This window comes from Pseudomonas sp. GW821-FHT01A09, from assembly GCF_058986725.1.
Genome location: NZ_JBYSWB010000008.1, coordinates 122617 through 148652, shown reverse-complemented (window position 1 = coordinate 148652; position 26036 = coordinate 122617). Strand labels below are relative to the sequence as shown.

Annotated in this window: 17 protein-coding genes and 1 pseudogene; 13 read left to right on the top strand and 5 right to left on the bottom strand. The window is 62.8% G+C overall.

Going from position 1 to position 26036, the window contains the following annotated elements; all coding sequences use genetic code 11:
- Positions 1-60: 60 nt before the first annotated feature.
- Positions 61-609: a cupin domain-containing protein gene (locus AC3WJP_RS11990; RefSeq protein WP_493721471.1), complete on the top strand. Its 549-nt coding sequence runs from the start codon at positions 61-63 to the stop codon at positions 607-609.
- Between the two features lie 32 nt (positions 610-641).
- On the opposite strand, the gene AC3WJP_RS11985 is transcribed toward AC3WJP_RS11990, so the two are convergent.
- Positions 642-1802 (bottom strand): hypothetical protein, encoded by a 1161-nt coding sequence (locus AC3WJP_RS11985; protein ID WP_493721472.1) that lies wholly within the window; start codon positions 1800-1802, stop codon positions 642-644.
- A gap of 459 nt (positions 1803-2261) precedes the next feature.
- On the opposite strand from AC3WJP_RS11985, the gene AC3WJP_RS11980 reads away from it, so the two are divergent.
- On the top strand, positions 2262-4181 hold the full coding sequence (locus AC3WJP_RS11980) for an acetyl-CoA hydrolase/transferase C-terminal domain-containing protein (RefSeq protein WP_493721473.1): 1920 nt from the start codon (positions 2262-2264) through the stop codon (positions 4179-4181).
- A 184-nt stretch (positions 4182-4365) separates the two neighbouring features.
- Here AC3WJP_RS11980 and xpt read toward each other — a convergent pair whose 3' ends face one another.
- Together xpt and rep are read right to left on the bottom strand one after the other, a co-directional pair.
- Positions 4366-4935, bottom strand: coding sequence for a xanthine phosphoribosyltransferase (xpt, locus tag AC3WJP_RS11975; protein WP_493721474.1), 570 nt, complete (start codon positions 4933-4935; stop codon positions 4366-4368).
- Positions 4936-4955: 20 nt separating this feature from the next.
- Entirely contained in the window at positions 4956-6965 is a 2010-nt protein-coding gene (gene rep, locus AC3WJP_RS11970) for a DNA helicase Rep (protein ID WP_493721475.1), read from the bottom strand.
- A gap of 255 nt (positions 6966-7220) precedes the next feature.
- On the opposite strand from rep, the gene AC3WJP_RS11965 reads away from it, so the two are divergent.
- Complete coding sequence (locus AC3WJP_RS11965; RefSeq protein WP_493721476.1) at positions 7221-8891, top strand: putative bifunctional diguanylate cyclase/phosphodiesterase; 1671 nt, start codon at positions 7221-7223, stop codon at positions 8889-8891.
- Here the strand turns inward: AC3WJP_RS11965 and AC3WJP_RS11960 are convergent.
- Positions 8809-10251 carry a NorM family multidrug efflux MATE transporter gene (locus AC3WJP_RS11960; protein WP_493721477.1) on the bottom strand — a complete coding sequence of 481 codons (1443 nt, stop codon included), beginning with the start codon at positions 10249-10251 and terminating at the stop codon, positions 8809-8811. The two genes, AC3WJP_RS11965 and AC3WJP_RS11960, sit on opposite strands and share 83 nt — an antisense overlap.
- A gap of 149 nt (positions 10252-10400) precedes the next feature.
- Between AC3WJP_RS11960 and AC3WJP_RS11955 the strand changes: the two genes are divergently transcribed.
- The 3 genes and pseudogenes from AC3WJP_RS11955 to AC3WJP_RS11945 all read left to right on the top strand — a co-directional run bounded on the left by AC3WJP_RS11955 (position 10401) and on the right by AC3WJP_RS11945 (position 13473).
- Positions 10401-11321: a LysR substrate-binding domain-containing protein gene (locus AC3WJP_RS11955; protein WP_493721478.1), complete on the top strand. Its 921-nt coding sequence runs from the start codon at positions 10401-10403 to the stop codon at positions 11319-11321.
- 163 nt (positions 11322-11484) lie between these two features.
- Positions 11485-12606, top strand: a pseudogene (locus AC3WJP_RS11950) (Cache 3/Cache 2 fusion domain-containing protein); the annotation flags it as partial.
- Positions 12604-13473, top strand: coding sequence for a methyl-accepting chemotaxis protein (locus AC3WJP_RS11945; protein WP_493735674.1), 870 nt, complete (start codon positions 12604-12606; stop codon positions 13471-13473). The pseudogene AC3WJP_RS11950 and the gene AC3WJP_RS11945, both read left to right, overlap by 3 nt.
- Before the next feature lie 158 nt (positions 13474-13631).
- Here the strand turns inward: AC3WJP_RS11945 and hglS are convergent, their stop codons facing one another.
- The gene (hglS, locus tag AC3WJP_RS11940; protein ID WP_493721479.1) at positions 13632-15038 is read right to left on the bottom strand and encodes a 2-oxoadipate dioxygenase/decarboxylase HglS; all 1407 of its coding nucleotides are present in this window, start codon (positions 15036-15038) and stop codon (positions 13632-13634) included.
- A 259-nt stretch (positions 15039-15297) separates the two neighbouring features.
- Between hglS and amaB the strand changes: the two genes are divergently transcribed.
- From amaB to AC3WJP_RS11905, 7 genes are all read left to right on the top strand, one after another.
- Positions 15298-16791, top strand: a complete 1494-nt coding sequence (gene amaB / locus AC3WJP_RS11935; protein ID WP_493721480.1) for an L-piperidine-6-carboxylate dehydrogenase — start codon at positions 15298-15300, stop codon at positions 16789-16791.
- A 145-nt stretch (positions 16792-16936) separates the two neighbouring features.
- Entirely contained in the window at positions 16937-18223 is a 1287-nt protein-coding gene (gene amaA / locus AC3WJP_RS11930) for an L-pipecolate oxidase (RefSeq protein WP_493721481.1), read from the top strand.
- Between the two features lie 205 nt (positions 18224-18428).
- Positions 18429-19547 carry a DegT/DnrJ/EryC1/StrS family aminotransferase gene (locus AC3WJP_RS11925; RefSeq protein ID WP_493721482.1) on the top strand — a complete coding sequence of 373 codons (1119 nt, stop codon included), beginning with the start codon at positions 18429-18431 and terminating at the stop codon, positions 19545-19547.
- A complete protein-coding gene (locus AC3WJP_RS11920) occupies positions 19548-20315 on the top strand; it encodes a WbqC family protein (RefSeq protein WP_493721483.1) in 768 nt (255 codons plus the stop codon).
- Between the two features lie 90 nt (positions 20316-20405).
- Positions 20406-23945, top strand: coding sequence for a glycosyltransferase (locus AC3WJP_RS11915; RefSeq protein WP_493721484.1), 3540 nt, complete (start codon positions 20406-20408; stop codon positions 23943-23945).
- A gap of 49 nt (positions 23946-23994) precedes the next feature.
- Positions 23995-25266 carry an ATP-grasp domain-containing protein gene (locus tag AC3WJP_RS11910; RefSeq protein ID WP_493721485.1) on the top strand — a complete coding sequence of 424 codons (1272 nt, stop codon included), beginning with the start codon at positions 23995-23997 and terminating at the stop codon, positions 25264-25266.
- Between the two features lie 60 nt (positions 25267-25326).
- Positions 25327-26031 carry a class I SAM-dependent methyltransferase gene (locus AC3WJP_RS11905; RefSeq protein ID WP_493721486.1) on the top strand — a complete coding sequence of 235 codons (705 nt, stop codon included), beginning with the start codon at positions 25327-25329 and terminating at the stop codon, positions 26029-26031.
- Positions 26032-26036 lie beyond the last annotated feature (5 nt).

The window sequence follows — 26036 nt, the reverse complement described above, 5'->3', positions numbered from 1 at the left end:
ACGCTGTTGCGATGATGGCGTTTCAATCGACTTTTTCGAATCCTCTGGAGGACTCCCGCATTGGACGTCGGTGAACGACTGCAAGCCATCCGCAAACTCAAGGGGCTGTCTCAGCGTGAACTCGCCAAACGCGCGGGCGTCACCAACAGCACCATCTCGATGATCGAGAAGAACAGCGTAAGCCCCTCGATCAGTTCGTTGAGGAAGGTGCTCAGTGGTATCCCGATGTCCATGGTCGAGTTCTTTTCCGAAGAGCTGCAACCGGAAAACCCCACCCAGGTGGTCTACAAGGCCAACGAGCTGATCGATATTTCCGATGGCGCCGTGACCATGAAACTGGTCGGTCGTGCCCACCCCAGCCGCGCCATTGCCTTCCTCAACGAAATCTATCCGCCGGGTGCCGATACTGGCGAAGAGATGCTCACGCATGAAGGCGAGGAGACCGGCATTCTGGTCGAAGGTCGCCTGGAGCTGGTGGTCGGCCTGGAGACGTTCCTGCTGGAAGTGGGCGACAGCTATTACTTCGAGAGCAGCCGTCCCCATCGCTTTCGCAACCCCTTCGATACCCCGGCGCGGTTGATCAGTGCGGCGACACCGGCAAATTTCTGAACAGGCCGGTGCCGGTACGCTGAAATCTTTCGCTACATATGGGTGATTTCAAGCTCCCTTGACTCGACGTCCGAAGCCCTCGCCGCAGCGCGCGGCGAGGCCAGTGTGCCGAACACGAACGGCAGGTAGATCAACGCGAAACTCGCCGCCAATACCGTACCGCCGATGACTTGCTGGTATATCGATACTTCCCCGGTTTCATCGGCCTGCGTGGTCAGTTGCGCGAGCGAGACGGCATACAAGGCGTTGATCACATTGATGGCACTGGCCCGCAACGCCACGTTGGTGGTGATGGCACGTGCCAGATCGCTGGCACTGGCCCAGCGGCTTCCGGCGTCAATCTCGAAAGGCGGCCGCTCGGTGGCTTGCCACGGACCATAGTTGAGCAGCGGCAAGATCAGGTCGTCCAGCACCGAGTAGGACATAATCGCGACCATACCGGGTAGGGCGTCGCGCCAACGGTTGAACAGGTCGTAGCCGAGATCGTTCTGGATGGGCGGAACCTGCGCGGCCAACGTGTCAAACAGCGCGCCCATGGCCCCATACAGGCCGGCTGCCGCCGCCGTGGGTAGTACGGTGTAATCCTGCACATTGGTGTTGAGCGGGAAAAAGGCGTTGATCAAGTCGCGAACCATCGAGTACACCAACGTGGCCAATGTACTTGGCAGCATGCCTGGTACGTCGCCATACAACGCGAGCGCCAGGCCAGCCGCCGCACAGAGGCCCAGCATGGCGGCGCGGCCAACGCGGCTGCGGGTATTGGCACAAGCCATGCCCTCTTCTCGTAAAGCACCCAGTACGTTCAGGCACGGGCCGGCCAGCAGGACGCCAGCGGCGGCCCAGGCCCGGTTGGCTTCGCTGACGTCGTTGCTGTCGAGGGCCTCGCGCACGTAGTAGGTCACGGCTTCGCGAATCGCCAGGGTCAGGGTGACGATCGCCGCCGTGCGCCCGGCCGCGCGGGCGGGGCCGGCCAGCGCGGTCTGGCAGCTTTCGATCAGAGCGATGGCGCGTTCGATGCGAGTGGGCGGGGTGTCGACGGGCAGGTCCAGGCCACTGATCGTGGTTCCCGAGTTCAGGTAGCTGAGGCCAATACACTCGACGTTGGCTGTTTCCTGGCTGTCGTTGTTACCGCCCAAAGCCCGCAGGATGGAACGAAACATGGCTGCCAGGCGCCGTCCAGAAGGCGGAGTCATGGTGGTGCCTGGCGGTATTTCCTGGATGACGTTCGTCAGTGCCGACGAATTGCGCAAGATCGCTGGCGGATTCTGCGCATCAATGTTCAGGCAAACAAAAGGTATTAGCGGGCGGACAGGTGTGGTGATCAAGCGATGTTCCTTCGACTATGCGCTCTGCACGAAGCTCATCAGCGAAGGCTTCGCACGCGCGTCGGAACCAGCCCCCTCCTGGGGCGTGCGGCCAGACTGGAATGTAGACCCTCATCCCGCGGAGGGTCGAATGGGTGTCGCGCTCCTCCCAGGCCGGGCAGGCAAAGGTGCTGGGCTTGAACGAGGCGACGACGGATTATTGTTGGTTTTCAAGCTGCTGGGGCTCGTCGTAACCTCCAGAAACAATAAAACGGGCATTTGCCCTCGGGAGTCGCGCGGCTGCAAAAGCGGTCCTAAGCTCAGTCAGTCGCTCAGGGATCCTTTGATATGCCAACCATCTGCTCCATCGATCGCGCCGTCGAGGAAGTGCTCGAACGTCTGCCGGCCCATATCCACATGGGCATGCCGCTGGGGCTCGGCAAGGCCAATCGCTTTGCCAATGCGCTCTATGCCCGTATCCAGCAACTGCCAGACCGCCAGTTGACCATCTACACCGCGCTGGCCCTAGGCCGTCCGACCCTGGGCGAGGGCCTGCAGAAACGCTTTCTCGAGCCCTTCGTCGAGCGCGTCTATGGCGACTACCTTGAGCTCGACTTTCTCCACGCCCTGCGCACCGACAGCCTGCCCGCCAACGTCAAGGTCGAACAGTTTTTCATGCAGCCGGGCAGTCTGCTGCACAGCACCGAAGCGCAGCACAATTACGTCAGCAGCAACTACAGCCATGCCGCGCGGGACATCAACGCCAAGGGCCTGAACCTGGTGGCGCAGCTGGTGGCTCAGGATCAGGACAATCCCTCCAAGTTGAGCCTGAGCTGCAACCCCGACATCACCCTCGACCTGCTGCCCATGATCGCCAAGCGTCGCGCCGCCGGCGAGACCGTGCTGATGCTGGGTCAGATCCACGACCAGCTGCCCTACATGGACGGCGGCGCCGAGGTGCCCAGCGATACCTTCGACCTGCTGATCGACGTGTCGGAGTACACCCGGCTGTTCTCGACGCCGAACATGCCGGTCAGCTGTCAGGATCATTTCATCGGCCTGCACAGCAGCACTCTGGTGCGCGATGGCGGCACCCTGCAGATCGGCATCGGCGCCATGGGCGACGCGCTGACCGCGGCGTTGCTGGCGCGCCAGGCCGATAACGGCGGCTACCGCGCGGTGCTGGACGATCTGGATATCCGCCCCTGGCAACCGCTGATAGACCGCGAAGGCGGCCTGGCGCCGTTCGCCACTGGCCTGTATGGCTGCAGCGAAATGTTCGTGCATGGCTTGCTGGTGCTGGCCGAGGCCGGGGTGATGCGGCGCAAGGTCTACCCCGATGTGCAGCAGCAGACACTGGCCAACCTCGGCACTCTGGACGATTCGACGCCAGGCGGGGTGGTGCTGCACGGTGGGTTCTTCCTCGGCCCGCAGAGCTTTTATGAACGTCTGCGCGAGCTGCCGAAAGACACCTTGTCTCGCTTCGACATGACCGCCATCAGCTATATCAACGAGCTGTATGGTGATGAAGCGCTCAAGCGTCTGCAGCGCCGGGACGCGCGTTTCATCAACACCGTGTTCACCGTCACTCTCTTGGGCGCGGCGGTGTCGGACCAACTCGAGAACGGCCGGGTGCTCAGCGGCGTCGGCGGCCAGTACAACTTCGTGGTTCAGGGGCACGCGCTGGAAGACGCCCGCTCGGTGCTGGTCCTGCGCAGCTGGCGCGAGGCGGCCGGGGTGGTGAGCTCCAATGTGCAGTGGGATTACGGCCATTGCACCATCCCCCGGCACCTGCGCGACATCGTCATCACCGAGTACGGTATCGCTGACCTGCGTGGGCAGACCGATGCAGTGGTAGTCGACCGCCTCATCAACATCGCCGACTCGCGCTTCCAGGCGAGCCTGATTGCCGAAGCGCAGATTGCCGGCAAGCTGAGCAAGGATTTCCAGCTCGATCCGCGCTTTGCCGACAATACCCCGCAGCGTTTGCAGGCCATCCGCGATCGCCATCCGCAGTTGTTCGCGGAGTACCCGTTGGGCTGCGATTTCACTGAAGAGGAGCGCGACTTGCTGCGGGCGCTGAACTGGCTCAAGAGCAAGTTCCACCTCAGCGAAATCATCGAATTGGGCAAGGCGGCGCTCGACGCGCCGGAGCCTTCACGGTTTCCGGCGCATCTGCAGCGCATGCAACTGAGCGAACCCCATGGATTGCGCGAGGATCTGTATCAGCGGTTGTTGCTGGCGGCGTTGCAGGCCACGCAATCTTGACTCTGCTTGCGGGCCTCTTCGCGGGCAAGCCCTGCTCCCACAGGTGTACCGTTCGGGATTGGATGAGGCTATGGGGGGGCGGCAGGCGTGAACCCGGAAGATTTATGTTGGTGGATCAGGCCTCTTCGCGAGTGTACGCGTACACCTGTGGGAGCAGGGCTTGCCCGCGAAGAGGCCGGTCCGGCTAAAGAAAGGTCACCTGCCCACCCGCCAGCGACTTGACCCGCGCCAGCGACTCGACCCGGTACCCTTGGGCATCCAGTTCGGCACGCCCTGGCTGGAACGACTTCTCGATCACGATCCCCAACCCCGCGACGCTGGCGCCGGCTTGCTTGATGATCGAGATCAGCGCCTGGGACGCTTTGCCGTTGGCCAAAAAGTCATCGATGATCAGCACCCGATCGCTGCTGTTCAGGTGCCGCGGCGAAATCGCCACGGTGCTGTCGGTCTGCTTGGTGAACGAATGCACCGTCGCGGTCAGCAGGTTCTCGGTCAGGGTCAGCGACTGATGCTTGCGGGCGAAAATCACCGGCACCCCGAGCTTGAGCCCGGTCATCACCGCCGGGGCGATGCCCGAGGCTTCGATGGTGACGATCTTGCTGATGCCCGAGTCGGCGAACAGCCGCGCGAACTCGTCGCCGATCTGCTGCATCAGCAGCGGGTCGATCTGGTGGTTCAGGAAGGCATCGACCTTCAGTACCTGTTCGGAAAGCACGATGCCTTCGTCGCGAATCTTTTTATGCAGGGCTTCCACGTTGGGTCCTCAGGTCTCAATCATCTTTTGAGCATGGCGCGGATGTCCGCCAATGCCGTATTGCCACGCACGGCCTTGACCTCGGTCGGCGTGTCGTCGTTACCTTCCCAGGCGAGATCGTCCGGGGGCAGTTCATCGAGAAAACGGCTCGGCGCGCAGTCGATGATCTCACCGTATTGCTTGCGTTTGGCGGCGAAGGTAAACGCCAGCGTCTGCCGCGCGCGGGTGATGCCCACGTAGGCCAGGCGGCGTTCCTCTTCGATGGTATCGGCCTCGATGCTCGAACGGTGAGGGAGGATTTCTTCCTCCATGCCCATGATGAACACGTAGGGGAATTCCAGGCCCTTGGAAGCGTGCAAGGTCATCATCTGCACGCCCTCGGCGCCGTCTTCCTCTTCCTGCTGGCGTTCGAGCATGTCGCGTAACACCAGCTTGCCGATGGCTTCCTCGACGGTCATTTCCCCGTCTTCGTCCTTCTCGAGGGTGTTTTTCAGGGCCTCGATCAGGAACCAGACGTTGCCCATGCGATAGTCCGCGGCCTTGTCGCTGGAGCTGTTGGTGCGGATCCAGTTTTCGTAGTCGATGTCCATGACCATGCTGCGCAGGGCGCCGATCGGGTCATCGCCGGCGCACTGCTCGCGGACCTTGTCCATATAGCGCTTGAAGCGCGCCAGGCGGTCGGTGAAGCGGCTGTCCAGATGCTCGCCCAGGCCGATCTCGTCGGTGGCGGCGTACATCGAGATCTTGCGCTCGGTGGAATAGTTGCCGAGCTTCTCCAGGGTGGTGGAGCCGATTTCCCGGCGCGGCACGTTGATCACCCGCAGAAACGCGTTGTCGTCGTCGGGGTTCACGATCAGGCGGAAGTACGCCATGAGGTCCTTGACCTCCTGACGACCGAAGAAGCTGTTGCCGCCCGACAGGCGATAGGGCACCTGGTGGTGCTGCAGCTTGAGTTCGATGAGCTTGGCCTGGTAGTTGCCGCGATACAGAATGGCAAAGTCGCTGTACGGGCGATCGGTGCGCAGGTGCAGGCTGAGGATCTCGACCGCCACGCGCTCGGCTTCGGCGTCCTCGTTCTTGCAGCGGATCACGCGGATCTCGTCACCGTGGCCCATCTCGCTCCACAGCTGCTTCTCGAACTCGTGGGGGTTGTTGGAGATCAGCACGTTGGCGCAGCGCAGGATGCGGCTGGTGGAGCGGTAGTTCTGCTCCAGCATCACCACTTTCAGGGACGGGTAGTCGTCCTTGAGCAGCATGAGGTTCTCGGGGCGCGCGCCGCGCCAGGCGTAGATCGACTGGTCGTCGTCGCCTACCACGGTGAACTGGTTGCGCGTGCCGATCAGCAGCTTCACCAGCAGGTACTGGCTGGCATTGGTGTCCTGGTATTCGTCCACCAGCAGGTAGCGCACCTTGTTCTGCCACTTCTCGAGGATGTCGGGGTGTGCCTGGAACAGCTTGACCGGCTGCAGGATCAGGTCGTCGAAGTCCACCGCGTTGAACGCCTTGAGCGTGCGCTGGTAATGGGTGTAGACGATGGCGGCGGTCTGCTCCTTGGGGTTGCGGGCGTTTTCCAAGGCCTCGGGCGGTAATACCAGGTCGTTCTTCCAGGAGCCGATCATGTTCTTGATCTCGTCGACGCCGTCGTCGCCCGAGTATTCCTTCTGCATGATGTCGGTCATCAGCGCCTTGACGTCGGTCTCGTCAAAGATCGAGAAGCCCGGCTTGTAGCCCAGCCGCGCGTGCTCTTTGCGGATGATGTTCAGGCCCAGGTTGTGGAAGGTCGAGACGGTCAGGCCGCGGCCTTCGCCGCCGCGCAACAGGGTGCCGACGCGCTCTTTCATCTCGCGCGCGGCCTTGTTGGTAAAGGTCATGGCGACGATGTACTGGGCGCGGATGCCGCAGTTCTGGATCAGGTGCGCGATCTTGCGGGTGATTACGCTGGTCTTGCCGGAACCGGCACCGGCGAGCACCAGAAGAGGGCCGCCGACGTAGTTCACGGCTTCTTGTTGCCGGGGATTGAGTCGGGACATTTCGAATAGACGGATCAGAGAAATAGCCGCGCATTTTAGCAGGGTCTGCGACTTCTGCCGCGACCGTCTGGAGCTGGCGAGCGGTTTTCGTGATCTAAATTTGCCGGTTTGGATACTTTCCCGCAGGATGCGTACATAAATGCGACAAACCTTCAAATGAATGGACGCAGCTGATATTGTGAATCATTACGATTCATGTGGTTACAGCGGCGTTCGGATGCTTTCCGATCTGTGAACGCGTGTTAAGGAGTCTGCTTGTCTACGCCCTTCGAACCCGTGCGCCTGTTGCTCCTGGCCGATCAAGATGCATGGAAGGTTGCCTTGCAGGAATGCCTGGCACCCTTGGGCGATGGGTATGTGCTGGTCATGGCGGCCAGCTGGGAAGCAGTCGGCAGCCTGTTCGAGGGCGACCCGCACGCGATCCTCTTGACCACCCCGCAATTGCAGCCCGGCTCCGGGCAATGCGTGCTGCCCCAGGTGCTGCTGCTGGACGCCGAGCCGGACGCCGCACCCTTGGGTGTCAGTGACTGGTTGGTGCACGGCCAGTTGGGCCCGGACACCCTGCGGCGTTGCCTGCGCCATGTCCGCGAACGCGGTGCGCTGGAAACCACCCTGCAACGCCTGGCCGAGCAGGACCCTCTGACCGGCATCGCCAATCGCCAAGGCTTCCAGACCCTGCTCGCGGCGCGCCTGGCGATCAACGATGGCCGCGGCATCGCGCTGGGCCATTTCGACCTCGACAACTTTCGCTCGGCCAACGACGCCCTCGGCCATCAGGCCGGCGACCGCCTGATCCTGCAAGTGGTGGCGCGCCTCAAGGGCGAGCTCGAACCCGGCGATCAGCTGTCCCGCCTGGGCAGCGACGAGTTCGCGCTGCTGATCGACACCCGCCGCGATGCACAGCGCGCCGAGGCCCTGGCCGAACGCATCGTCGAAGCCATGGCCGAGCCTTACTGGATCGACGGCGAGAGTCTGCTGATCGGCTGCAGCCTGGGCATCGCCCACGCCCGCGCCAAGGCCGGCGCGGACCCTTTGATGTGGCATGCGCACATCGCCATGCAGCAGGCCAAGAACATCCAGGGCTGCACCTTCCATGTCTTCAACGAGCGTATCAACCGTCATGCCCGCAGCCTCGCCGATCTCGAAAGCGAACTGCGCCGCGCCCTGCGTCGTGACGAGCTGGAGCTGCACTACCAGCCGCGGCTGAACCTGCACAGTGGGGAGATCGTCGGCGTCGAGGCGCTGGTGCGCTGGCGGCATGTCGAGCGCGGGCTGCTGCCGCCGAGTGAATTCGTGCCGCTGGCCGAGCAGAGCGGCTTGATCGTGCCACTGGGCTACTGGGTCATCTCCCGCGCCCTGCGCGACATGCAGGACCTGCGCGAGCGCGGCATGGCGCCGTTGCACATGGCGGTCAACCTGTCGTTCCGCCAGTTCCAGGACAGCCAGTTGCTGGTCACCCTCGGGCGCTTGATCAGCGAGCGCGGCATCGATGCCAGTTGGCTGGAGTTCGAACTGACCGAAACCGCCGTGATGCGCCGCAACGATCAGGTCAAGCAGACCATGGATGCGCTGGGGCAGTTGGGCGTGCGTTTCTCGCTCGACGATTTCGGCACCGGGTTCTCGTCGTTCGTGCACCTCAACAGCCTGCCGATCGCCTTGCTGAAGATCGACAAGAGCTTCGTCGCCGGCATGGAACACCGCGAAGAGAACCGCCAGCTGGTGCACGCCATGATCCATCTGGCCCACAACCTCAAGCTGCAGGTGGTGGCCGAAGGCGTCGAAACCGCGGAGCAACTCGCGTTACTGCGCAGTTTCGGCTGCGACCAGGTGCAGGGTTACCTGATCAGTAAGGCGCTGCCTCTGGACGCGTTTGCCGAGTTTCTGCAGCAAGGCTCGGCGCAGCAGTGGGCGCTGGGGCAGGATTGACCCCTGTCTGCTTTATCAGCCTGCGCATTTTCCATTCGAAGGCGCAGGTCAGGATGATCGCCGAACATCCCAGGCCCATCGCCAGCCCCCACCAGATGCCTTCCGGGCCCCAGCCGGCATGGAACGCCAGCAACCAGGCGGCCGGCGCGCCGATCACCCAGTAGCAGAACAGCCCCACCAGGAAGGTTGTGCGGGCATCCTTGAGGCCGCGGATGGCGCCCATGGCGATGGTCTGCACGCCGTCGAACAGCTCGAACCATGCCGCCACCGCCAGCAGGCTCAAAGCGACCTGAACCACCGGCAGGAAGGCCGGATCGTGCTCATTGAGCATCAGCCCGATCACCGCATTCGGCGCCACCCAGAACAATACCGAAAACCCCAGCATGGCCAGTGCGCCGACGCCGATACCCAGGCGCCCGGCAAGCCGCGCGTTCGCCAGTTGGTCTGCGCCGTAATGGCGACCGATGCGCAGCGTCACCGCATAGGACATGCCGGCCGGCACCATAAAGGCCACCGAGACGATCTGCAGGGCGATCTGATGCGCCGCCAGCGGCACGCTGCCGAGCAGCCCCATGCACAGCGCGGCGAAGGCGAATACACCGACTTCCACCGCGTAGGTGCCGCCGATCGGCAGGCCCAGGCGCCACAGTTCACGGATGGCCGCCAGCGACGGGCGCATCAGCCCGGTACGGATCGGGTACTTGGCGTAGGCCCGGTGCCGGCCGATGTGCAGGGCCAGGAGGATGGCCATGCCCGTGCTGACGATGGCGGTGACCAGGCCGATACCGGTGAGGCCCAACCTGGGCAAGCCGAACATGCCTTCGATCAAGGCATGGTTGAGCCCGTAGTTGACCACGGTGCCGCCGATGCTGATGACCATCACCGGCCCCGGCCGGCCGACCGCGCTGGTAAAGCCGCGTAGGGCCATGAAGCTCAGATTGCCCGGCATCGCCAGCGGCAACAGCAGCAGAAACTGGCCGGCGAAGGCGACATTGACCGGCGCCTGCCCCAGCAGCAACAGGATCGGGCCCAGATTCCACAGCAATATCGCGCCCAGCACCGCCAGCAGCCAGGCCAGCCACAGGCCGGCCTGGGTCAGCCGCGCGGCGCCCTCGTGGTCGCCCGCGCCATGACGCATCGACACCAAGGTGCCCACCGCTGCCATCACGCCGATGCAGAAAATCGACACGAACGAATAGCTCGCCGCTCCCAGACCGCCGCCGGCCAGCGCCTCGGGGCTCAAGCGTGCCATCATCAGGGTGTCGGTCAGCAGCATCAGCATGTGCGCCAATTGCGAGGCGATCAGCGGCCCTGCCAGGCGCAGCAAGGCTTTGAGTTCGACACGAAGAGGCGAGGTCATGGCAGGTCACGATATAGGAGGGGCAAGGCCGCCTATTGTCGCGCTTGCGCGGTGGCGACACAAAAGGATAAAAAAGATACGTAGCATGAGTAATACTCATGTCTCAGTATCCTTCGGTGTTGCTTGTCGCCTATTCAGGGATGTCCTTCATGAGCCGTCGTCTGCCGCCTCTATACGCCTTACGGGCTTTCGAAGCCGCTGCCCGCCACAGTTCCTTCACCCGCGCGGCGGATGAGTTATCGATCACCCAAAGCGCGGTCAGCCGGCATATCCGCACCCTCGAAAGCCACTTCGGCTGCCGTCTGTTCGTACGCAGCGGTCGCGCCCTGCAGCTCAGCGAGTCGGCGCGGCTGCTGTTGCCCGGCGTACGCGAGGGCTTCGCGGCGCTGGAGCGCGCCTGTCACACGTTGCAGGCCGAGGACGATGTGCTGCGCATGAAGGCCCCCTCGACCCTGACCATGCGCTGGTTGTTGGCGCGCCTGAGCCGCTTTCGCCATGTGCAGGCCGGCAACGAGGTGCAACTGACCAGCGCCTGGATGGAAATCGACCATGTCGACTTCAATCAGGAGCCCTTCGATTGCGCAGTGCTGCTGTCCAACGGCAACTTCCCGGCGGAGTGGGAGGCCGCCCATCTGTTTGCCGAGCTGTTGATCCCGGTGGGCTCGCCAGCGCTGATCAACGATGCGCCCTGGGATGCCGCGCGCCTGGCCAGCACCGAGTTGCTGCACCCCACGCCCGACCGTCGAGACTGGCGTAGCTGGCTGCAGCGCATGAACCTCACCGAGCAGGTGTCGATCCGTGGTGGCCAGGCGTTCGACACCCTTGAATTGGGCATGATCGCCGCCGCCCGTGGCTACGGCGTGGCCATCGGCGACTTGTTGATGGTTGCCGAGGACGTGGCCCAGCAGCGCCTGAGCCTGCCATGGCCGACGGCGGTGGCCAGTGGCGAGGACTATTATCTGGTCTGGCCGAAGACGCGCCCGGGAGGCGAACGGCTGCGGCGCTTGAGCGAATTCCTGCAAGCCGAAGTGGCAGCGATGCGCTTGCCCGAGGTCGAAATCCTGCGCTGACGGTTGGCGTCAAATAGCCGGGTTGCTCGCTCAAGTATTCGGTGGTCGCGCCGATGCTTAAAGCACAGAACCTCAGGTCGAAAGGTTCGCCTGCGTGATCAAAAAACAAGCTATGCCGCGTGGCAGATCCAAACCGTGATCGAGCTGGCGGCCAGGAGTTTCTATGTCTCAACCCCGTACCCGGATTGCAACGCAGCTCGGGATTACCCTTGCGGTCATTCTGGTGGTGGTCATCAGTGCCAGTACGCTGTTCGCGTTGCGTTCGCTGGACACTGCCAACCTGCATACCCGCGAAGCGCACATGGCCAGCGAGGCGCGGCTGCTCGCCGACCAGTTGCTGACCTTCCACTCGACCTTGCGCGACAGCACTCAGCGTCTCAGCGGCCTGTTCGAGTCGCGGTTCAAGCGAGGTTTGACGCTCGACACCGCGCAGCCGGTGACCGTGGGCGGGGTACAGACACCGAGCTTGAGTCTGAGCGGCGACGAGGTGCTCAACAACGATTTCCGCGAAGTCGATGATTTCCGCAAGATGACCGCCGGCGTGGCCACGGTGTTCGTGCGCAGCGGCAGCGATTTCATCCGCATCAGCACCTCGCTGACCAAGCAGGACGGCAGCCGCGCCATCGGCACACTGCTCGATCATGCCCACCCGGCCTATGCGCTGCTGATGGCGGGCCAGGGCTACGTCGGCCGCGCGGTACTGTTCGACCGCTCCTACATGACCCAGTACACCCCGGTTCGCGACGCCAGCGGCCAGGTGATCGCGGTGCTGTTCGTCGGTTTCGATTACACCGATGCGCAGAAGGCCCAGTTCGATAATCTCAAGCAGTTCCGCATCGGCAAGACCGGCTCGCTGGCGTTGCTCGACGAGAAGGGCAAGTGGCTGGTACCGCCCGCCGGCGTCAAGGATACCGACAAGGCCGCCACTGCCCTGACCGAACTGGCCAAGCGTCCGGGCGTGGCCGACACCTGGAGCAACGGCGGCAGCGATTTCTATTCCGTGGCCATGCCGTTCAGCGGCGGCCCCTGGAGCGTGATCGCCACCATGCCCGAAGATGAATTGCGGGCGGTGACCTGGGATGTGGGCGTGCAATTGGTCATCGGCAGCCTGCTGGCCACCTTGATCGCGGTGGCGGCGACCATCTGGATGCTGCGCCGCAAACTCAAGCCTCTGAGCGACCTGGTGGTCCAGGCCGAGGCGATGGGCGCGGGCGACCTGAGCGTACGCATGACCATCGCCAGCCATGACGAGATCGGCCAGCTGGCGCGCAGCTTCAACCAGATGGGCGATGCGCTGGGCAACACCGTCACGCACATTCGCGATGCCGCGCAGCAGGTCAGCGGCCGCGCGCAAGTGCTGTCGGGCCTGTCCAGCGGGGCCTACGAGGGCATGGAGCAGCAATCCGGAGAGATCACCAGCATGGCCGGCGCGGTGGAGGAGTTCAGTGCCACCTCGCTGAATATCGCCGACAACATGGGCAACACCGAGCGCATGGCGCGGGAAAACACCGAGCAGACGCGCATCGGCCGCACCTCGATGACCGAGGCGTCGTCTTCGTTGCAGCAGATCGCTCAGGCCCTGAGCGGCACTGCGACGGTGATCAATACCCTGGGGCAGCGCTCGCAGGAAATCGGCGGTATCGTCGGCGTGATCACCTCGATCGCCGAGCAGACCAACCTGCTGGCGCTCAACGCCGCCATCGAGGCGGCCCGGGCCGGCGAGCAGGGCCGCGGTTTTGCCGTGGTGGCCGACGAGGTGCGCAGCCTGGCCTCACGCACGCGCCAGGCCACCGACGAAATCTCCAGCATGATCGGCAGCATCCAGCAAGAAACCAGCAATGCCATCCAGACCATGGAGCAGGGCAATCGCCTGATGGAAGAGGGCCTGGCGCGCAACGCCAAGGTCGCCGATGCGTTGGCGCATATCGATGAGCAAAGCCGTTCGGCAGGGCATCAGTTCGCGGCAATTTCCACCGCGACCCAGGAGCAGAGCAGCACCGCAACCTTGCTGAGCAGCAATTTGCAGAGTATTGCCATGGCCAACACCGAGCAGCGCGAGGTGGTGTCCCATCTGGCGGACACGGCGCGGGAGCTGGAAGGGCTGGCGGCGCAATTGCGTCAGGAAGTGGATCGGTTTCGGGTTGATCGGTGATTGATCGGTAACCCTGAATGTGGCCTTGACCCTGTAGTGAGGGAGCTTGCTCCCGATAGGGCGAACTGCCGGGCGCGGTGTGTCCGAACCGGCCTCTCGGGAGCAAGCCCCCTCACCACAGGATGACTGCGGTAGCCAATGGGCGCGTAGGCGGTGGTCTAAAGCTCCATTCCCAGTTCACGCGCACACTGCTCGATCGAGCGGCGCTGCGTCTCGGCATACAACCCCAGTTCATCGATCACCCTGGCCCCCAGCGCCCGTTCGAAATCAGCCTGGTTCGACTGTGTTCCGTAATCAGCCTGAGCGTTATCCCCCAGGTTCGACTGGAATATCCCGGCCGCGCTGACCGGCAGAAAGTCCTCATACACCAGCGGCTCGAAGCTCACGTGGCCCGCTGCGATCAACTCCTCCAGTGCGCTTTGGTGGGAGTGGGCTCTGCCCGCCAAGAGGCCCGCCTCGCGACCGCTGTCCGTCACGAAATAGCGAAAAAACGCCAAGTCCTGCTCGCGCATCTGCGCCAGATCATCGGGAAACTCGCTGAACTGCTGGCCCAGCAGCGCCATGTATTCACCGGCATTGCCCTCGGCCGGGAACCCCGCCAGAGCCTTGCGCGAGGCGTTCAGCAAGCGGTCGTACAGCGCCCGGCCCTTGGCGGTCAGCGCCGCGCCACGTTGCTCGATCTCGCCGAACCGCGCGGTATGGCTGCCCATCGCGTCGGCCTGCTGATCGGTGAATGCGACCTTTTCCTGCAACGCCTTGAAGCTGGTCTGACGCAGCAGTATCGGGTGGCGGCGGGTGGGCGGACCTTCGATCACCGCCTTGGGCGCGATGCCCTTGGCCGGCATGCCGGCCTGAACCTGATCGATGTCCAGGGTGCGCGGCGTCAGGTGATTGATGTGCGGCCCCTTGAATGCCACCACATCGGCGATCAATCGGTGCTCGTCGTGCAGCGCCTGATATTCAGCGGCGCTGACGGTCGCCTCGCGGTGCCAGCGGAACGTTTCCAGGGCCTGCTCGACGAAGGCCTCGCCATCGGCCGGGGAGAGTCCGCCGTCGCGCTCGAAACGCTCGATCAGGCTCAAGGCCAGAGGCGTGAAAATCTGCCGCTGGTCGAGGATGGCCTGGGCACGCTGGCGCAACGCCGGGTTGTCGACCAGCTCCAGGCGCAGCAATGAGGTGAAGACTCGGAACGGGCTGGCCTGCAGCGCCTGCTCGTGCACCGCTCGAAATGCCGTGGAGTGCACTGGCACCCCCGCCGACGTCAGGTCGTAATAACCCACCGGCTGCATGCCCAGTACCGCGAACAGGCGGCGGATGGTCGCCAATTCGTAGGCGGTGCCCAGGCGAATGGCGCCGTGACGCTCCATGTCCAGGCGCTCGATTTCGCCGGTGCGTTGCAGCGACGCGGCCACCGCCGGTTGATCGGCCAGGACCTTGGCATTGACCTCGCCGACCAGCGCGAGCAGATCGCCGTAGAGCGGCACTTCCTGTTTGTACATGTCGGACATGGCGCGGGAAAAACGGCCGCGCAGGGTATCCGGGCTGACGAAGGCGTGGGTAGACATGGGGCGCTCCAGGCGAGGCGTGTTCAGGCACTCATGTAACCGATTCGACGGCCTGTCGCGCAAGCGAAATAAACTCCATGCGTCATTCCATAAAGTCGGGAACCGGCCGGTTGCCCAATCGTCATGGAGTGTTCTGAGTGGGTCATTCCGTGACGGAATAATAAACTGAAGATTGCTCGCTTGTGAGTCGTCGCGCGCCGCGCGGATACTCCAGCTATCTTGGAACCTTCCCGTTCAGCCGATTTGCAGGAGACAGCACATGATTGATGGATTGCTCGAAAGCCTGGGCGTTGCCCAAAGCGCCTTCAAGGGCGGCAACCACGCCGTGCACACGCCCATCGACGGTAGCCAGATCGCCGCAGTGACCCTGGAAACCAAAGCTCAGGTGCTGAGCAAGATCGACACCGCCGCCCAGGCTTTTCAGCAATGGCGCAACGTACCGGCCCCACGTCGTGGCGAGCTGGTGCGCTTGTTCGGCGAAGTGCTGCGGGCGCACAAGGCGCAGCTGGGCGAGCTGGTGTCCATCGAAGCCGGCAAGATCACCCAGGAAGGCCTGGGTGAAGTGCAGGAAATGATCGACATCTGCGACTTCGCCGTCGGCCTGTCGCGCCAGCTGTACGGTTTGACCATCGCCTCCGAGCGCCCTGGCCACCATATGCGTGAAACCTGGCACCCGCTGGGCGTGGTCGGGGTCATCAGTGCGTTCAACTTCCCGGTGGCTGTCTGGTCGTGGAACACCGCGCTGGCGCTGGTGGCCGGCAACACCGTGCTGTGGAAGCCGTCGGAAAAGACCCCGCTCACCGCCATCGCCTGCCAGGCGCTGTTCGAAAAAGCCCTCAAGGCCTTCGGCAGCGATGCCCCGGCCGGCCTCTGCCAGTTGATCATCGGCGATCGTGAGGCCGGCGAGGCGCTGGTGGACGACCCGCGCGTACCGCTGGTGAGCGCCACCGGCAGCACCCGCATGGGCCGTGAAGTCGGTCCGCGCGTCGCGGCGCGTTTCGGCCGCAGCATTCTCGAACTGGGCGGCAACAACGCCATGATCCTGGCCCCCAGTGCCGATCTCGATCTGGCGGTGCGCGGCATTCTGTTCTCGGCGGTGGGCACGGCTGGCCAGCGGTGCACGACGCTGCGCCGGGTGATCGTCCATTCCTCGATCAAGGATGAAGTGCTGGCGCGGGTCAAGGCCGCTTACGGCAAGGTGCGCATCGGTGATCCGCGGGAGAACAATCTGGTCGGTCCGCTGATCGACAAGGGCGCTTATCAGGCCATGCAGGATGCTCTGACGCAGGCCCGCGACGAAGGCGGCCGTGTGTTCGGCGGCGAGCGTCAATTACAGGATAAATACCCGAACGGCTACTACGTGACCCCGGCCATCGTCGAGATGCCCGCGCAGAGCGCGGTGGTCCGCCACGAGACCTTCGCGCCGATTCTGTATGTGTTGAGCTATGACGATTTCGAAGACGCGCTGCGCTTGAACAACGAAGTGCCGCAAGGCCTGTCGTCGTGCATCTTCACCACCGACCTGCGCGAAGCCGAGCGCTTCCAGAGTGCCTCGGGCAGCGATTGCGGGATCGCCAACGTCAACATCGGCACCAGCGGCGCGGAAATCGGCGGCGCCTTCGGTGGCGAGAAGGAAACCGGCGGTGGGCGCGAGTCGGGTTCGGATGCCTGGAAGGCCTATATGCGCCGCCAGACCAACACCGTGAATTATTCACGCGAGCTGCCACTGGCTCAGGGTATTGTTTTTGATTGATTCGCCAGCCGCATCGTTACCCCTGTAGCGAGGGGCTTGCCCCCGATTGGCTAGGTCAGCGGCATCAGTCTGTCTGGCATGCCGAATCGGGGGCAAGCCCCCTCGCTACAGGGAAAGAGGTAGACCCCCCTATTCGAGCCCAGCCATGACAAAACTGCGTCAAGAGTGTCTGTGGGAGCACATCACGCCGGCGGCGTCTGCGGCGGTGCCGCTGAGCGGCGAAACCAGCGCCGACGTCTGTATCATCGGCGCCGGTATCACCGGGTTGTCCGCCGCCCTGCATCTGCTGGAAAACGGCCGGTCGGTGGTCATCGTCGACGCTCATGAAGTGGGCCATGGCGGTTCTGGACGCAACGTCGGGCTGGTCAATGCCGGCACCTGGGTTGCGCCGGATGACGTCGATAGCGTGCTCGGGCATCAGCACGGCGAGCGCCTGAACCAGGTGCTGGGCGGCGCGCCCGCGCAAGTCTTCGCCCAGATCGAACGCTATGGCATCGATTGCCAGGCACACAATCTCGGCACCTTGCACATGGCCCACAACTCCAAGGGCGTGGCCGACCTGCAGTCTCGGCATGCCCAGTGGTCCCGGCGCGGCGCCAATCTGGAGCTGCTCACCGGCGCCCGTTGCGAGGAGTATTGCGGCACCGACAAGGTCGAGGCGGCGTTGCTCGACCACCGCGCCGGCACCATCAACCCCATGGCCTACAGCCGCGGCCTGGCCGCTGCGGTCGAGCGCCTGGGCGGCCGGATCTTCAGCCGCAGCGCCGTGCAACAGTTGCAGCGCGAAGGGTTCGGCTGGCGGGTTGTGACCCCTGGCGGCCTAGTGATGGCCGACAAGGTGATCATCTCCACGGGCGCGTACACCGAAGGCGAATGGACCGATCTCAAGGGCAGCTTCTTCCGCGGCTACTACTGCCAGGTAGCCTCGGTGCCGCTGAGCGGTGCCGCTGCCGACAGCGTGTTGCCCCATGGTCAAGGCTCCTGGGACACCCGCACCGTGCTGAGCAGCATCCGCCGGGACGACCAGGGCCGCCTGTTGTTGGGCAGCCTGGGCCGGGTCGACAACAAACCGGCCGGTTTCATCCGCAGCTGGGCCGACCGCATTCAGCGCCATTACTTCCCGCAACTGGGCAAGGTCGAGTGGGAAATGCACTGGACCGGCTGCATCGACTTCACCCCCGATCACCTCATGCGTCTGTTCGAACCGGCCGCCGGGCTGGTGTCGGTAAGCGGCTACAACGGCCGTGGCAACACGACCGGCACCGTGGTCGGCAAGGCATTGGCGCAGTTTCTGCTCAAGGATGACCCCGCAGATCTGCCGATGCCGTTCTCGGCTAAAAAGCCGGTCAAGGCGGCAGGTTTGCGTACGTTGATGTACGAGACGGGATTTTCTCTTTATCACGCCGGGCAGTGTTTGCGGGTGGTGCTTTAAGGGCGCCCCCGGCACTCGCGTTTCGCCACGCCTCTGGTGCACTGAACGCCGTCAGACGATTTGGCCGACTTTTTGCTATCTACCCTCATATCGCATCGCGGCGCCAATTTCGTGGCGTTCGCGCAATGCGCGCGCTTTCTCCCATTTATCCTGGCCAGCCTCCTACCGATTGCTGGACCCAACCTGTGTGTGAGGCTTGTTGTCCATGGTCAAGCAGATTCCTGTCACGAGCCCGTTGCTGCCACCACTGGAAGAATTTCTGCCGTACCTGCAGGAAATCTGGGATAGCAAACGCCTGACCAACGGAGGTCCCTTTCACGAGCAGTTGGAGGCAGCGCTGGCCGAACACCTCGGCGTGCCGCACGTCTGTCTGTTCACCAACGGCACCCTGGCGCTGGTCACCGCCTTGCAGGCGTTGCGCATCACTGGCGAAGTCATCACCACGCCTTATTCGTTCGTTGCCACCGCGCACTCGTTGCTGTGGAACAACGTCAAACCGGTGTTCGTCGATATCGATCCGATCACCAACAACCTCGACCCCAAGCGTCTCGAAGAGGCGATCACCCCGGCGACCACGGCCATCCTGCCGGTGCATTGCTACGGTATTCCCTGCGATGTCGAGGCGATCCAGAACATCGCCGACACCTACGGGCTCAAAGTCATCTATGACGCGGCCCATGCCTTCGGTGTCCGGCAAAACGATGCCAGCATCCTCAACCATGGCGACTTGTCGGTCCTCAGCTTCCACGCCACCAAAGTTTTCAACACCTTCGAGGGCGGGGCGATCATCTGCCACGACAAAAAGATGAAGCAGCGCATCAATTATTTGAAGAACTTCGGTTTCGCCGACGAAGTCACCATCATGGCGCCGGGCATCAACGCCAAGATGAGCGAAATCCAGGCGGCGTTCGGCATGTTGCAACTGCGTCATATCGATGTCGCTCTACAGCTGCGCCGGACCCTTTTCGAACGCTACGTGGCGGCTTTGAGCGGCGTCGAAGGTATCAGCCTGTTGCAGCAGCCGGAGGGTGTGGAATGGAATTACGCCTACTGTCCGATCCTCATCGACGGCTCGCGATTTGGCGTCAATCGCGATGAGATGTACAGGCGTTATCGGGCCCATGACGTGCTGGTCCGTCGTTACTTCTATCCGCTGATCACCGAGTTTCCCATGTACCGCGGCTTGGCCAGTTCCGACGCGGCCAAGCTGACCCACGCGCATATGGTTTCGAGCCGCGTGCTATGCCTGCCGATCTACCCGGACCTCTCCAGTGCGGACCAGGACAGCATCATCGACATTCTGCTCAGCGCCCGGGAGGGTTGAATGATGTCGCTGGCCCACACGGCAGACACGCAATCGACAGAACACGGCCTGGCATTGTTGAACCAAGGCCGCGTGGCCTTGATGCAGCCGTATTTTCTGCCTTACCTGGGCTACTTCCAATTGATCGCCGCCAGTGACTGCTTCGTGCTGTATGACAACGTCCAGTACATCAAGAACGGCTGGATCGAGCGCAACCGGTACCTGCTGGACGGCGAGCCCAAGTGGTTCGGCGTGCCGCTGAGCAAGGGCAGCCACAGCCAGATGATCATGGAGCGTCAGGTTTCTGCGAATTTCGATCTGGCTCAATTGATCAACAAGCTGGCGTTCGCCTATCGCAAGGCGCCCCATGTCGAACGCACGCTTACCTGGCTGCAGGCCTTGCTGACGCTGCAGGTCGATAACATCGCCGAACTCAACGAAGTGATACTGCGTTCGTGCTGCAGCCTGTTCGGGCTGCAGACTACCATCGTGCGCGCCAGTATCTGGGCGCCGCCTTCATTGACCAAGGGCCAGGATCGGGTCATCGAGGTGATCAAGTCGGTGGGCGGCACTGCTTATCTGAATCCCTTGGCTGGCGCGACGCTCTATGACGCCGAGGATTTTGCGCAGGCGGGGTATCGGTTGGAGTTGCTCAAGCCGCAATTGCCTGACTATGCCCAACAGGGGAAGCCCTTCGTGCCGGCGCTGTCGGTGCTCGACGCGTTGATGTTCAACGAGTTGGAGGCGGTCAGCGCGTGGGTGCGGCAGGGGGAGATCGTCGGTGGTTGATGGGCTCGCAGAACACCACACATGCGATCGGCGACGCCGTCGCGAATCAGGACCGGCGCTATCCACGCGAATGTTGAAAGCGAGACATGAATGACTGAGCTCCGTTTACACGACAAGACCTCGCACCCTTATTACATCTATGCGCCGGATTATCGCGAAACGTCTTCCGGTGTCTGCGTGCTGCATTACCTTTGCCATGCCCTGAACATTTCAGGTCACGAGGCCTACGTGGCGCTGTGCACGGTAGTCAATCCGCAACTGCGCACGCCCATGCTGACGAACGCGATCGTCGACCAGCACAAAGAGGCCGGCAAGGTCCCGATCGTGGTCTATCCGGAGGTCATCAACGGCAATCCCCTGGCGGGCTCGGTCGTGGTGCGCTACATCCTCAATCGGGAGGGCTTCCTCAATGGCCGCGGGGTGGGCGCCGCCGACTCCGATCTCTTCTTCTACTACGCCGAGGATTTTCGCGAGAGCAACTCGCACGGTAGCACCCTGACGCTGCCGGTCATCGATTCCCAGTTGTTTTCGCCGCCCGCCGAACCGAGCCGGCGTCACAAAAGCTACCTGTACCAGCATCGTTATCCCATCGACAAGATCGACTTCTCGCTGCTGCCCAGCGATATAGAACTGCTGACGTTCAAGGAACCCAAAAGCCTCGCTGAGCTGGCGGAGATCTTCCGCGGCGCCAAAGCGCTCTATTCCTACGAGATTTCCACCACCTGCACGACGGCACTGCTGTGTGGTTGCCCGGTCATCTATTTCAGGGGGGATCATATCCACTCGCTGCCGTTCGAGACCACGTTGGGCAACTCCGGTGCTGCGCTCTTTGATGAGCCTGGCGGGTTCGAGCGCGCGCGTGACAGCGTCGGCAAGATCAGAGACATCTGGCGCGAAATGGAAAACGCCTTCTGGGCGCAGTTCGAGAAGTTCCTCGCGCAGACTCAACAAGCGGCCGACGAGCATCAGGCTACCCTCGCGCCCGCTGTGCCAGACTGGCTGCAGCGGCGCACGCTGACGCCGACGCAGGCACGCCTGGTCGCCGACCATCAGGCCGGGCAGGTGGCAGCCAGCGTGCTGATCGTGGTGCTCGATGGCGGAGCTTCGGCGCTGATGGGGCGCACGCTGGCCAGCGTGGATGAATGGCAGCGCCAGGGTGGCAGCAATCTTGCGCTTACCGTATTCAGCCAGGCGCCGGCACCGGATGATCTTGCTCTGAGCAGTGAGTGGCTGGCCTGGCCGGGTGAATTGGTGTCGGGCTTGAACGACTTGATCGGTCGCAGCGACGCAGATTGGTTCATCGTGCTCAATGCCGGCGACGAGTTGCTTCCCGGCGGCAGGCTGCGCGTGGATCTGCGTTTGCCGCAGACGCAAGCCTTGATGGTCTTCTGTGATGAGATCTACCGCGCCGGCAAGCGTATGGGGCCAGCGTTTCGCCCGGATATCAATCTCGACCTGCTAGTGAGCCTACCCGCCACTATGGCCACTCACTGGCTGTTCCGGCGTGATGCCGCGATGGCTCTGGGCGGCTTCAATGCCGAATTGCCCGGGGCGTTGGAGTTCGACCTGATTCTGCGCATGATCGAGCAGCATGGTCTGCACGCTGCCGAGCACATCGCCGAGCCTTTGCTGATCAGCGAGGCCGCGGTGCTGGAAGACAATCCCGATGAAGTCGCCGCGCTGAGCCGGCATCTGGATAACCGCGGCTATCTGCAGCACCAAGTGCAATCCATCATGCCTCGGCACTATCGCGTGAAGTACGCGAATGCTGCTCAGCCCTTGGTGTCGATCCTGATTCACACCAAGGACCATCTGGCCTTGTTGCAGCGTTGCGTCGAAAGCATCCTGGAAAAGACCCGATACGCACGCTACGAAGTCATCATCGTCGACAACGCCAGCGAGAACCCGGAAGCGGTCAACTGGCTGGCGGGGATGGAGTCCATCGGTGGCGACAAGATCCGCATCGTCCGTGCGCAGCAGCCCTCCAGCGTTTCTGCGCTCGATAACCTTGGTGCTCGGTACGCCCTGGGCGAGTACCTGGTATTGCTCAGCAGCGTCACTGCGATCATCCAGGAAGACTGGCTCGATGCGTTGCTCAACCACGCCCAGCGGCCGGAAGTCGGTATCGTCGGGGCCAAATTGCTGTATCCGACCGGTCAGTTGCAGCACGCCGGCATCGTGTTGGGGCTGGGTCCTGGCGCAGAGCATCCATTGCTGGGTGCCCCAGGGGACGCCCATGGCTATATGCAGCGGCTGCTGGTCGATCAGAATTACAGCGCGGTCAGCGCCGGCTGCTTGATGGTGCGACGGTCAGTGTTCGACGAGGTCGATGGCCTCGACGAGGCGCGGTTCAAGGTTGCATTTGCCGAGGTCGATCTTTGCCTGAAAGCTGCCGAACTGGGCTATCTGACGGTCTGGACTCCGCATTGCGTGTTGATGCATGAGGGCAACGCCGGTCAGAAAGCGATCGATATCCTCGATCCTGCCGCCAAGCTCGAGCACTTTGCGGTCGATCAGCAGGCCTTGTATGAGAAGTGGCTGCCGGTGCTCGCCAAGGACCCCGCCTACAATCCCAATCTGTCCCTCAATGGCGGCGGTTTCGAGGTGGAGGGGCGCGCTGCCTTGACCTGGCGGCCGCTGACCTGGCGCCCTTTGCCGGTCATGCTGGTCCATCCGGCGGATACCGAGGTTTCGGCGAGCCGACGAATCAACCAGCCATTCCAGGACGCGTGCGATGCCGGTCTGATCGACGGGGTGAGCAGTCGCTCTCTGCTGGGGGTGGTGGAGCTGCAGCGTCTGCAGCCGGATGTCATCGTGCTCCCGCGCCGGATCGACACCACGCGTCTGGCGTTGATGCGCAAGCTCAAGGCATTCTCCGGCGCGTTCAAGGTGCTGGATTTCGATCACTACCCGCTCGGTCTGGATTTCAGCAACAGCGTCAACGGTGGCGGCGCCGACATCAGTCACGCCATTGACGATGCATTGAGCTGTGTCGATCGCCTGGTGGTGCCGACCCCAGCGCTGGCCGAGATCTTTCAGGGGCGCCATGGGGACATCCGGGTGGTGCCGACTCGGCTCGGCCACGACTGGGCCCAGGTCGAGGCGAAGCACGAGCGGTTGGCACGTCCTCGAGTCGGCTGCTTCATGGGCGCTCTCCACGATATCGACGTCACCTTGATCGAGCCGGTGCTGCAAGCGCTGGCGGGCGAGGTCGATTGGGTGTTCCTCGACAAGGCGCCGCTCGGGCTGCGCGAATACGCCGCCGAAACCTGGCTCGATGTCCACGGCCAGCATGGCCCGGCGCAACTGGCCGGGCTGCGCCTCGACCTGGCGTTGATCCCGCTGACTCTGACGGTCGCCAACCACTGCCGCAGCAATGTCCTGGCGCTCGAATACGGCGCCTGTGGGATCCCGGTGATCGCCAGCGATGTCATCGGTCTCAGGGGTGACTTGCCGTTGACGCGCCTGCCCCGCGAGCCGATGCGCTGGATCGCCGAGATCCGCGCGCTGTTGAGCGACAGTGATGCGTGCATCGATCAGGGCCGGCAACTGTGCACGGCAGTGCGCAACGACTGGATCATCGACCCTCACGCCGCGCAGCAGTGGCTAAAGACATGGTTGCCAACATGACGATTTCAACCTTGACGGGGCATGGTTCGCCGCTTGCAGGAAGGACGCTATGGCACGGATAAACGTTTTGGTATTCCCCTGCGGGTCCGAGAACGCCTGCGAGATTCATCAGGCGCTGGTCCACTCGGTACACGTCAATCTGTTCGGCGCCTCGAGTGTGGACGATCACGGGCGCATGCTGTTTGCCGATTACGCCGGCGATCTGCCGCGGATCACAGCGACGGACTTCGACGAAGCCTTCGCTAGTCTGCTCAAACGCTGGAACATCGAACTGCTGTTCGCCACCCACGACACCGTGCAGGACTACCTCGCCAGCCGCGTTGCGCAATGGGGCGTGACCTTGGTCAACGGCGACCCGCAGGCGTCACTGCTGTGCCGCCACAAGTCGCAGACCTACGACCTGTTTGCCGATCAACCCTGGTCGCCGCGGGTGTATGCCAGTGTGCAGCAAGTCGATGCCTGGCCCGTCGTGGTCAAGCCTGATCTGGGCCAAGGCGGCCAAGGCGTCAGCATCGCATACACGGCGGTGCAGGCGCAGATGGCTGTGGATCAGGTGCAGGCTCCGGTGCTGGTGGAGCATCTGCCTGGCGAAGAGATCACCGTGGACTGTTTTTCGGACCGCAATCGCCGCCTGGTGTGGGTCGGTCCGCGAACTCGCGAGCGAGTCAGAGCCGGTATCGCCATGCGTTGTCGGCCGCTGGAGCTCTCTGCTGATATCAACGCCATCGCGGCGTTGATCAACGAGCGGATCAAGGTACGGGGGCCATGGTTCTTTCAATTGAAAAAGGACGGCCACGATCATTGGAAGCTGCTGGAGGTGAGCTGCCGCGTCGCCGGCGCCATGGTCGTGCAGCGGGCGCGGGGCATCAACCTGCCGCTCTTGGCAGTGCAGGACTTCATGGGCCGCGATGTCACACCGCTGCCTGTCGCTGGCGTTACCCTTATCGAACGGCGAATCATGACGCTCGCCGAGCTGGAGCATGATTTCCACAAGGTCTATATCGATTTTGACGAAACCGTCGTCATGGATGGCCGGGCGATACCCTCGACGATGTTCTTCCTGTATCGCATGCTGGCCAGGGGCAAGACGTTGATCCTGGTTACGCGCCACGCGGGGGATCCGTTGCACGCCCTGGCGCAGGCGCGGATCGACCCCGGACTATTTGCTGAAATCCTTCATCTGCGTCAGGGCGAGAAAAAATCGGCGTTCATCCATGGCAAGGCCATTTTTATCGACAATCATTTTCCTGAGCGATTGGATGTCGCCACGGTCTGCGGTATTCCCGTGTTCGATGTGGATGCCCTGGAGTTCTTCAATTGAAGCCAGTCTCGCGAATGACACTCGGTACCTTGGCGCGGGCTTATCGTATGGAACCTGATCATGACTGACAAAGCCTCCCCATCACTGCAGCCAGCGCATTACCAGACGCTGGAAAAACTGCGAATCGAGAGCCTGTTGCAGCAATGGTGCGCGGCCTCGGCGCGGCCGCTTTCCATCCTGGACTACGGTTTTGGTACTGGCAAGTATCTGCCGCTGTTCAAGTCTTTGAACATGGAAATAAGCGGCGTCGACGTGAATCGCGATTACATCCAGCGCGCCCGGGATCAAGGTGTCGATGCGTATCATGCCGACGATATGGAGCAGTTGGGCAAGTCGTTCGACGTCATCTTCCTAAGCCACTTGATCGAGCATCTGACGCCCGAACAGTTGATGCCGCTGCTGGATCGGCTCATTGCGTTGCTGTCGGATCAAGGGCGATTGATCATCGTTTGTCCGACGCTCGGCGAGCGATTCTTTTATGATTTTTCGCATATCCGGCCGTATTACCCACAAAGTATTCGCCATGCCTTCGGGCAATCGACATCGCCGCTGTCGTACGGCGCGTCTGAACGGTTGGTCCTCAAGGACATCCATTTTTTCAAGGACCCCTATCGCACCCGCAAGTGGCGATCCTTCTATGTGCCAAGCAGCCCGTTGCACGGGTTTACCAAGGGGGTCAACCAATTGTGCGATGTGGCGTGGCGCCTGAGCGAAGGCCGCATTGGTGTGATCAGCTCATGGCTCGGGGTGTATACGCGACCCTGAGCCAG

Excerpts from the sequence above, each read along its gene's own strand:
- AC3WJP_RS11905 (WP_493721486.1), top strand. The coding sequence starts at position 25,327 with ATGACTGACAAAGCCTCCCCATCACTGCAGCCAGCGCATTACCAGACG.
- AC3WJP_RS11980 (WP_493721473.1), top strand. The coding sequence starts at position 2,262 with ATGCCAACCATCTGCTCCATCGATCGCGCCGTCGAGGAAGTGCTCGAA.
- rep (WP_493721475.1), bottom strand. The coding sequence starts at position 6,965 with ATGTCCCGACTCAATCCCCGGCAACAAGAAGCCGTGAACTACGTCGGC.
- AC3WJP_RS11960 (WP_493721477.1), bottom strand. The coding sequence starts at position 10,251 with ATGACCTCGCCTCTTCGTGTCGAACTCAAAGCCTTGCTGCGCCTGGCA.
- AC3WJP_RS11925 (WP_493721482.1), top strand. The coding sequence starts at position 18,429 with ATGGTCAAGCAGATTCCTGTCACGAGCCCGTTGCTGCCACCACTGGAA.
- AC3WJP_RS11920 (WP_493721483.1), top strand. The coding sequence starts at position 19,548 with ATGATGTCGCTGGCCCACACGGCAGACACGCAATCGACAGAACACGGC.
- AC3WJP_RS11955 (WP_493721478.1), top strand. The coding sequence starts at position 10,401 with ATGAGCCGTCGTCTGCCGCCTCTATACGCCTTACGGGCTTTCGAAGCC.
- AC3WJP_RS11985 (WP_493721472.1), bottom strand. The coding sequence starts at position 1,802 with ATGACTCCGCCTTCTGGACGGCGCCTGGCAGCCATGTTTCGTTCCATC.
- AC3WJP_RS11915 (WP_493721484.1), top strand. The coding sequence starts at position 20,406 with ATGACTGAGCTCCGTTTACACGACAAGACCTCGCACCCTTATTACATC.
- AC3WJP_RS11945 (WP_493735674.1), top strand. The coding sequence starts at position 12,604 with ATGGGCGATGCGCTGGGCAACACCGTCACGCACATTCGCGATGCCGCG.
- AC3WJP_RS11910 (WP_493721485.1), top strand. The coding sequence starts at position 23,995 with ATGGCACGGATAAACGTTTTGGTATTCCCCTGCGGGTCCGAGAACGCC.
- hglS (WP_493721479.1), bottom strand. The coding sequence starts at position 15,038 with ATGTCTACCCACGCCTTCGTCAGCCCGGATACCCTGCGCGGCCGTTTT.
- amaA (WP_493721481.1), top strand. The coding sequence starts at position 16,937 with ATGACAAAACTGCGTCAAGAGTGTCTGTGGGAGCACATCACGCCGGCG.
- amaB (WP_493721480.1), top strand. The coding sequence starts at position 15,298 with ATGATTGATGGATTGCTCGAAAGCCTGGGCGTTGCCCAAAGCGCCTTC.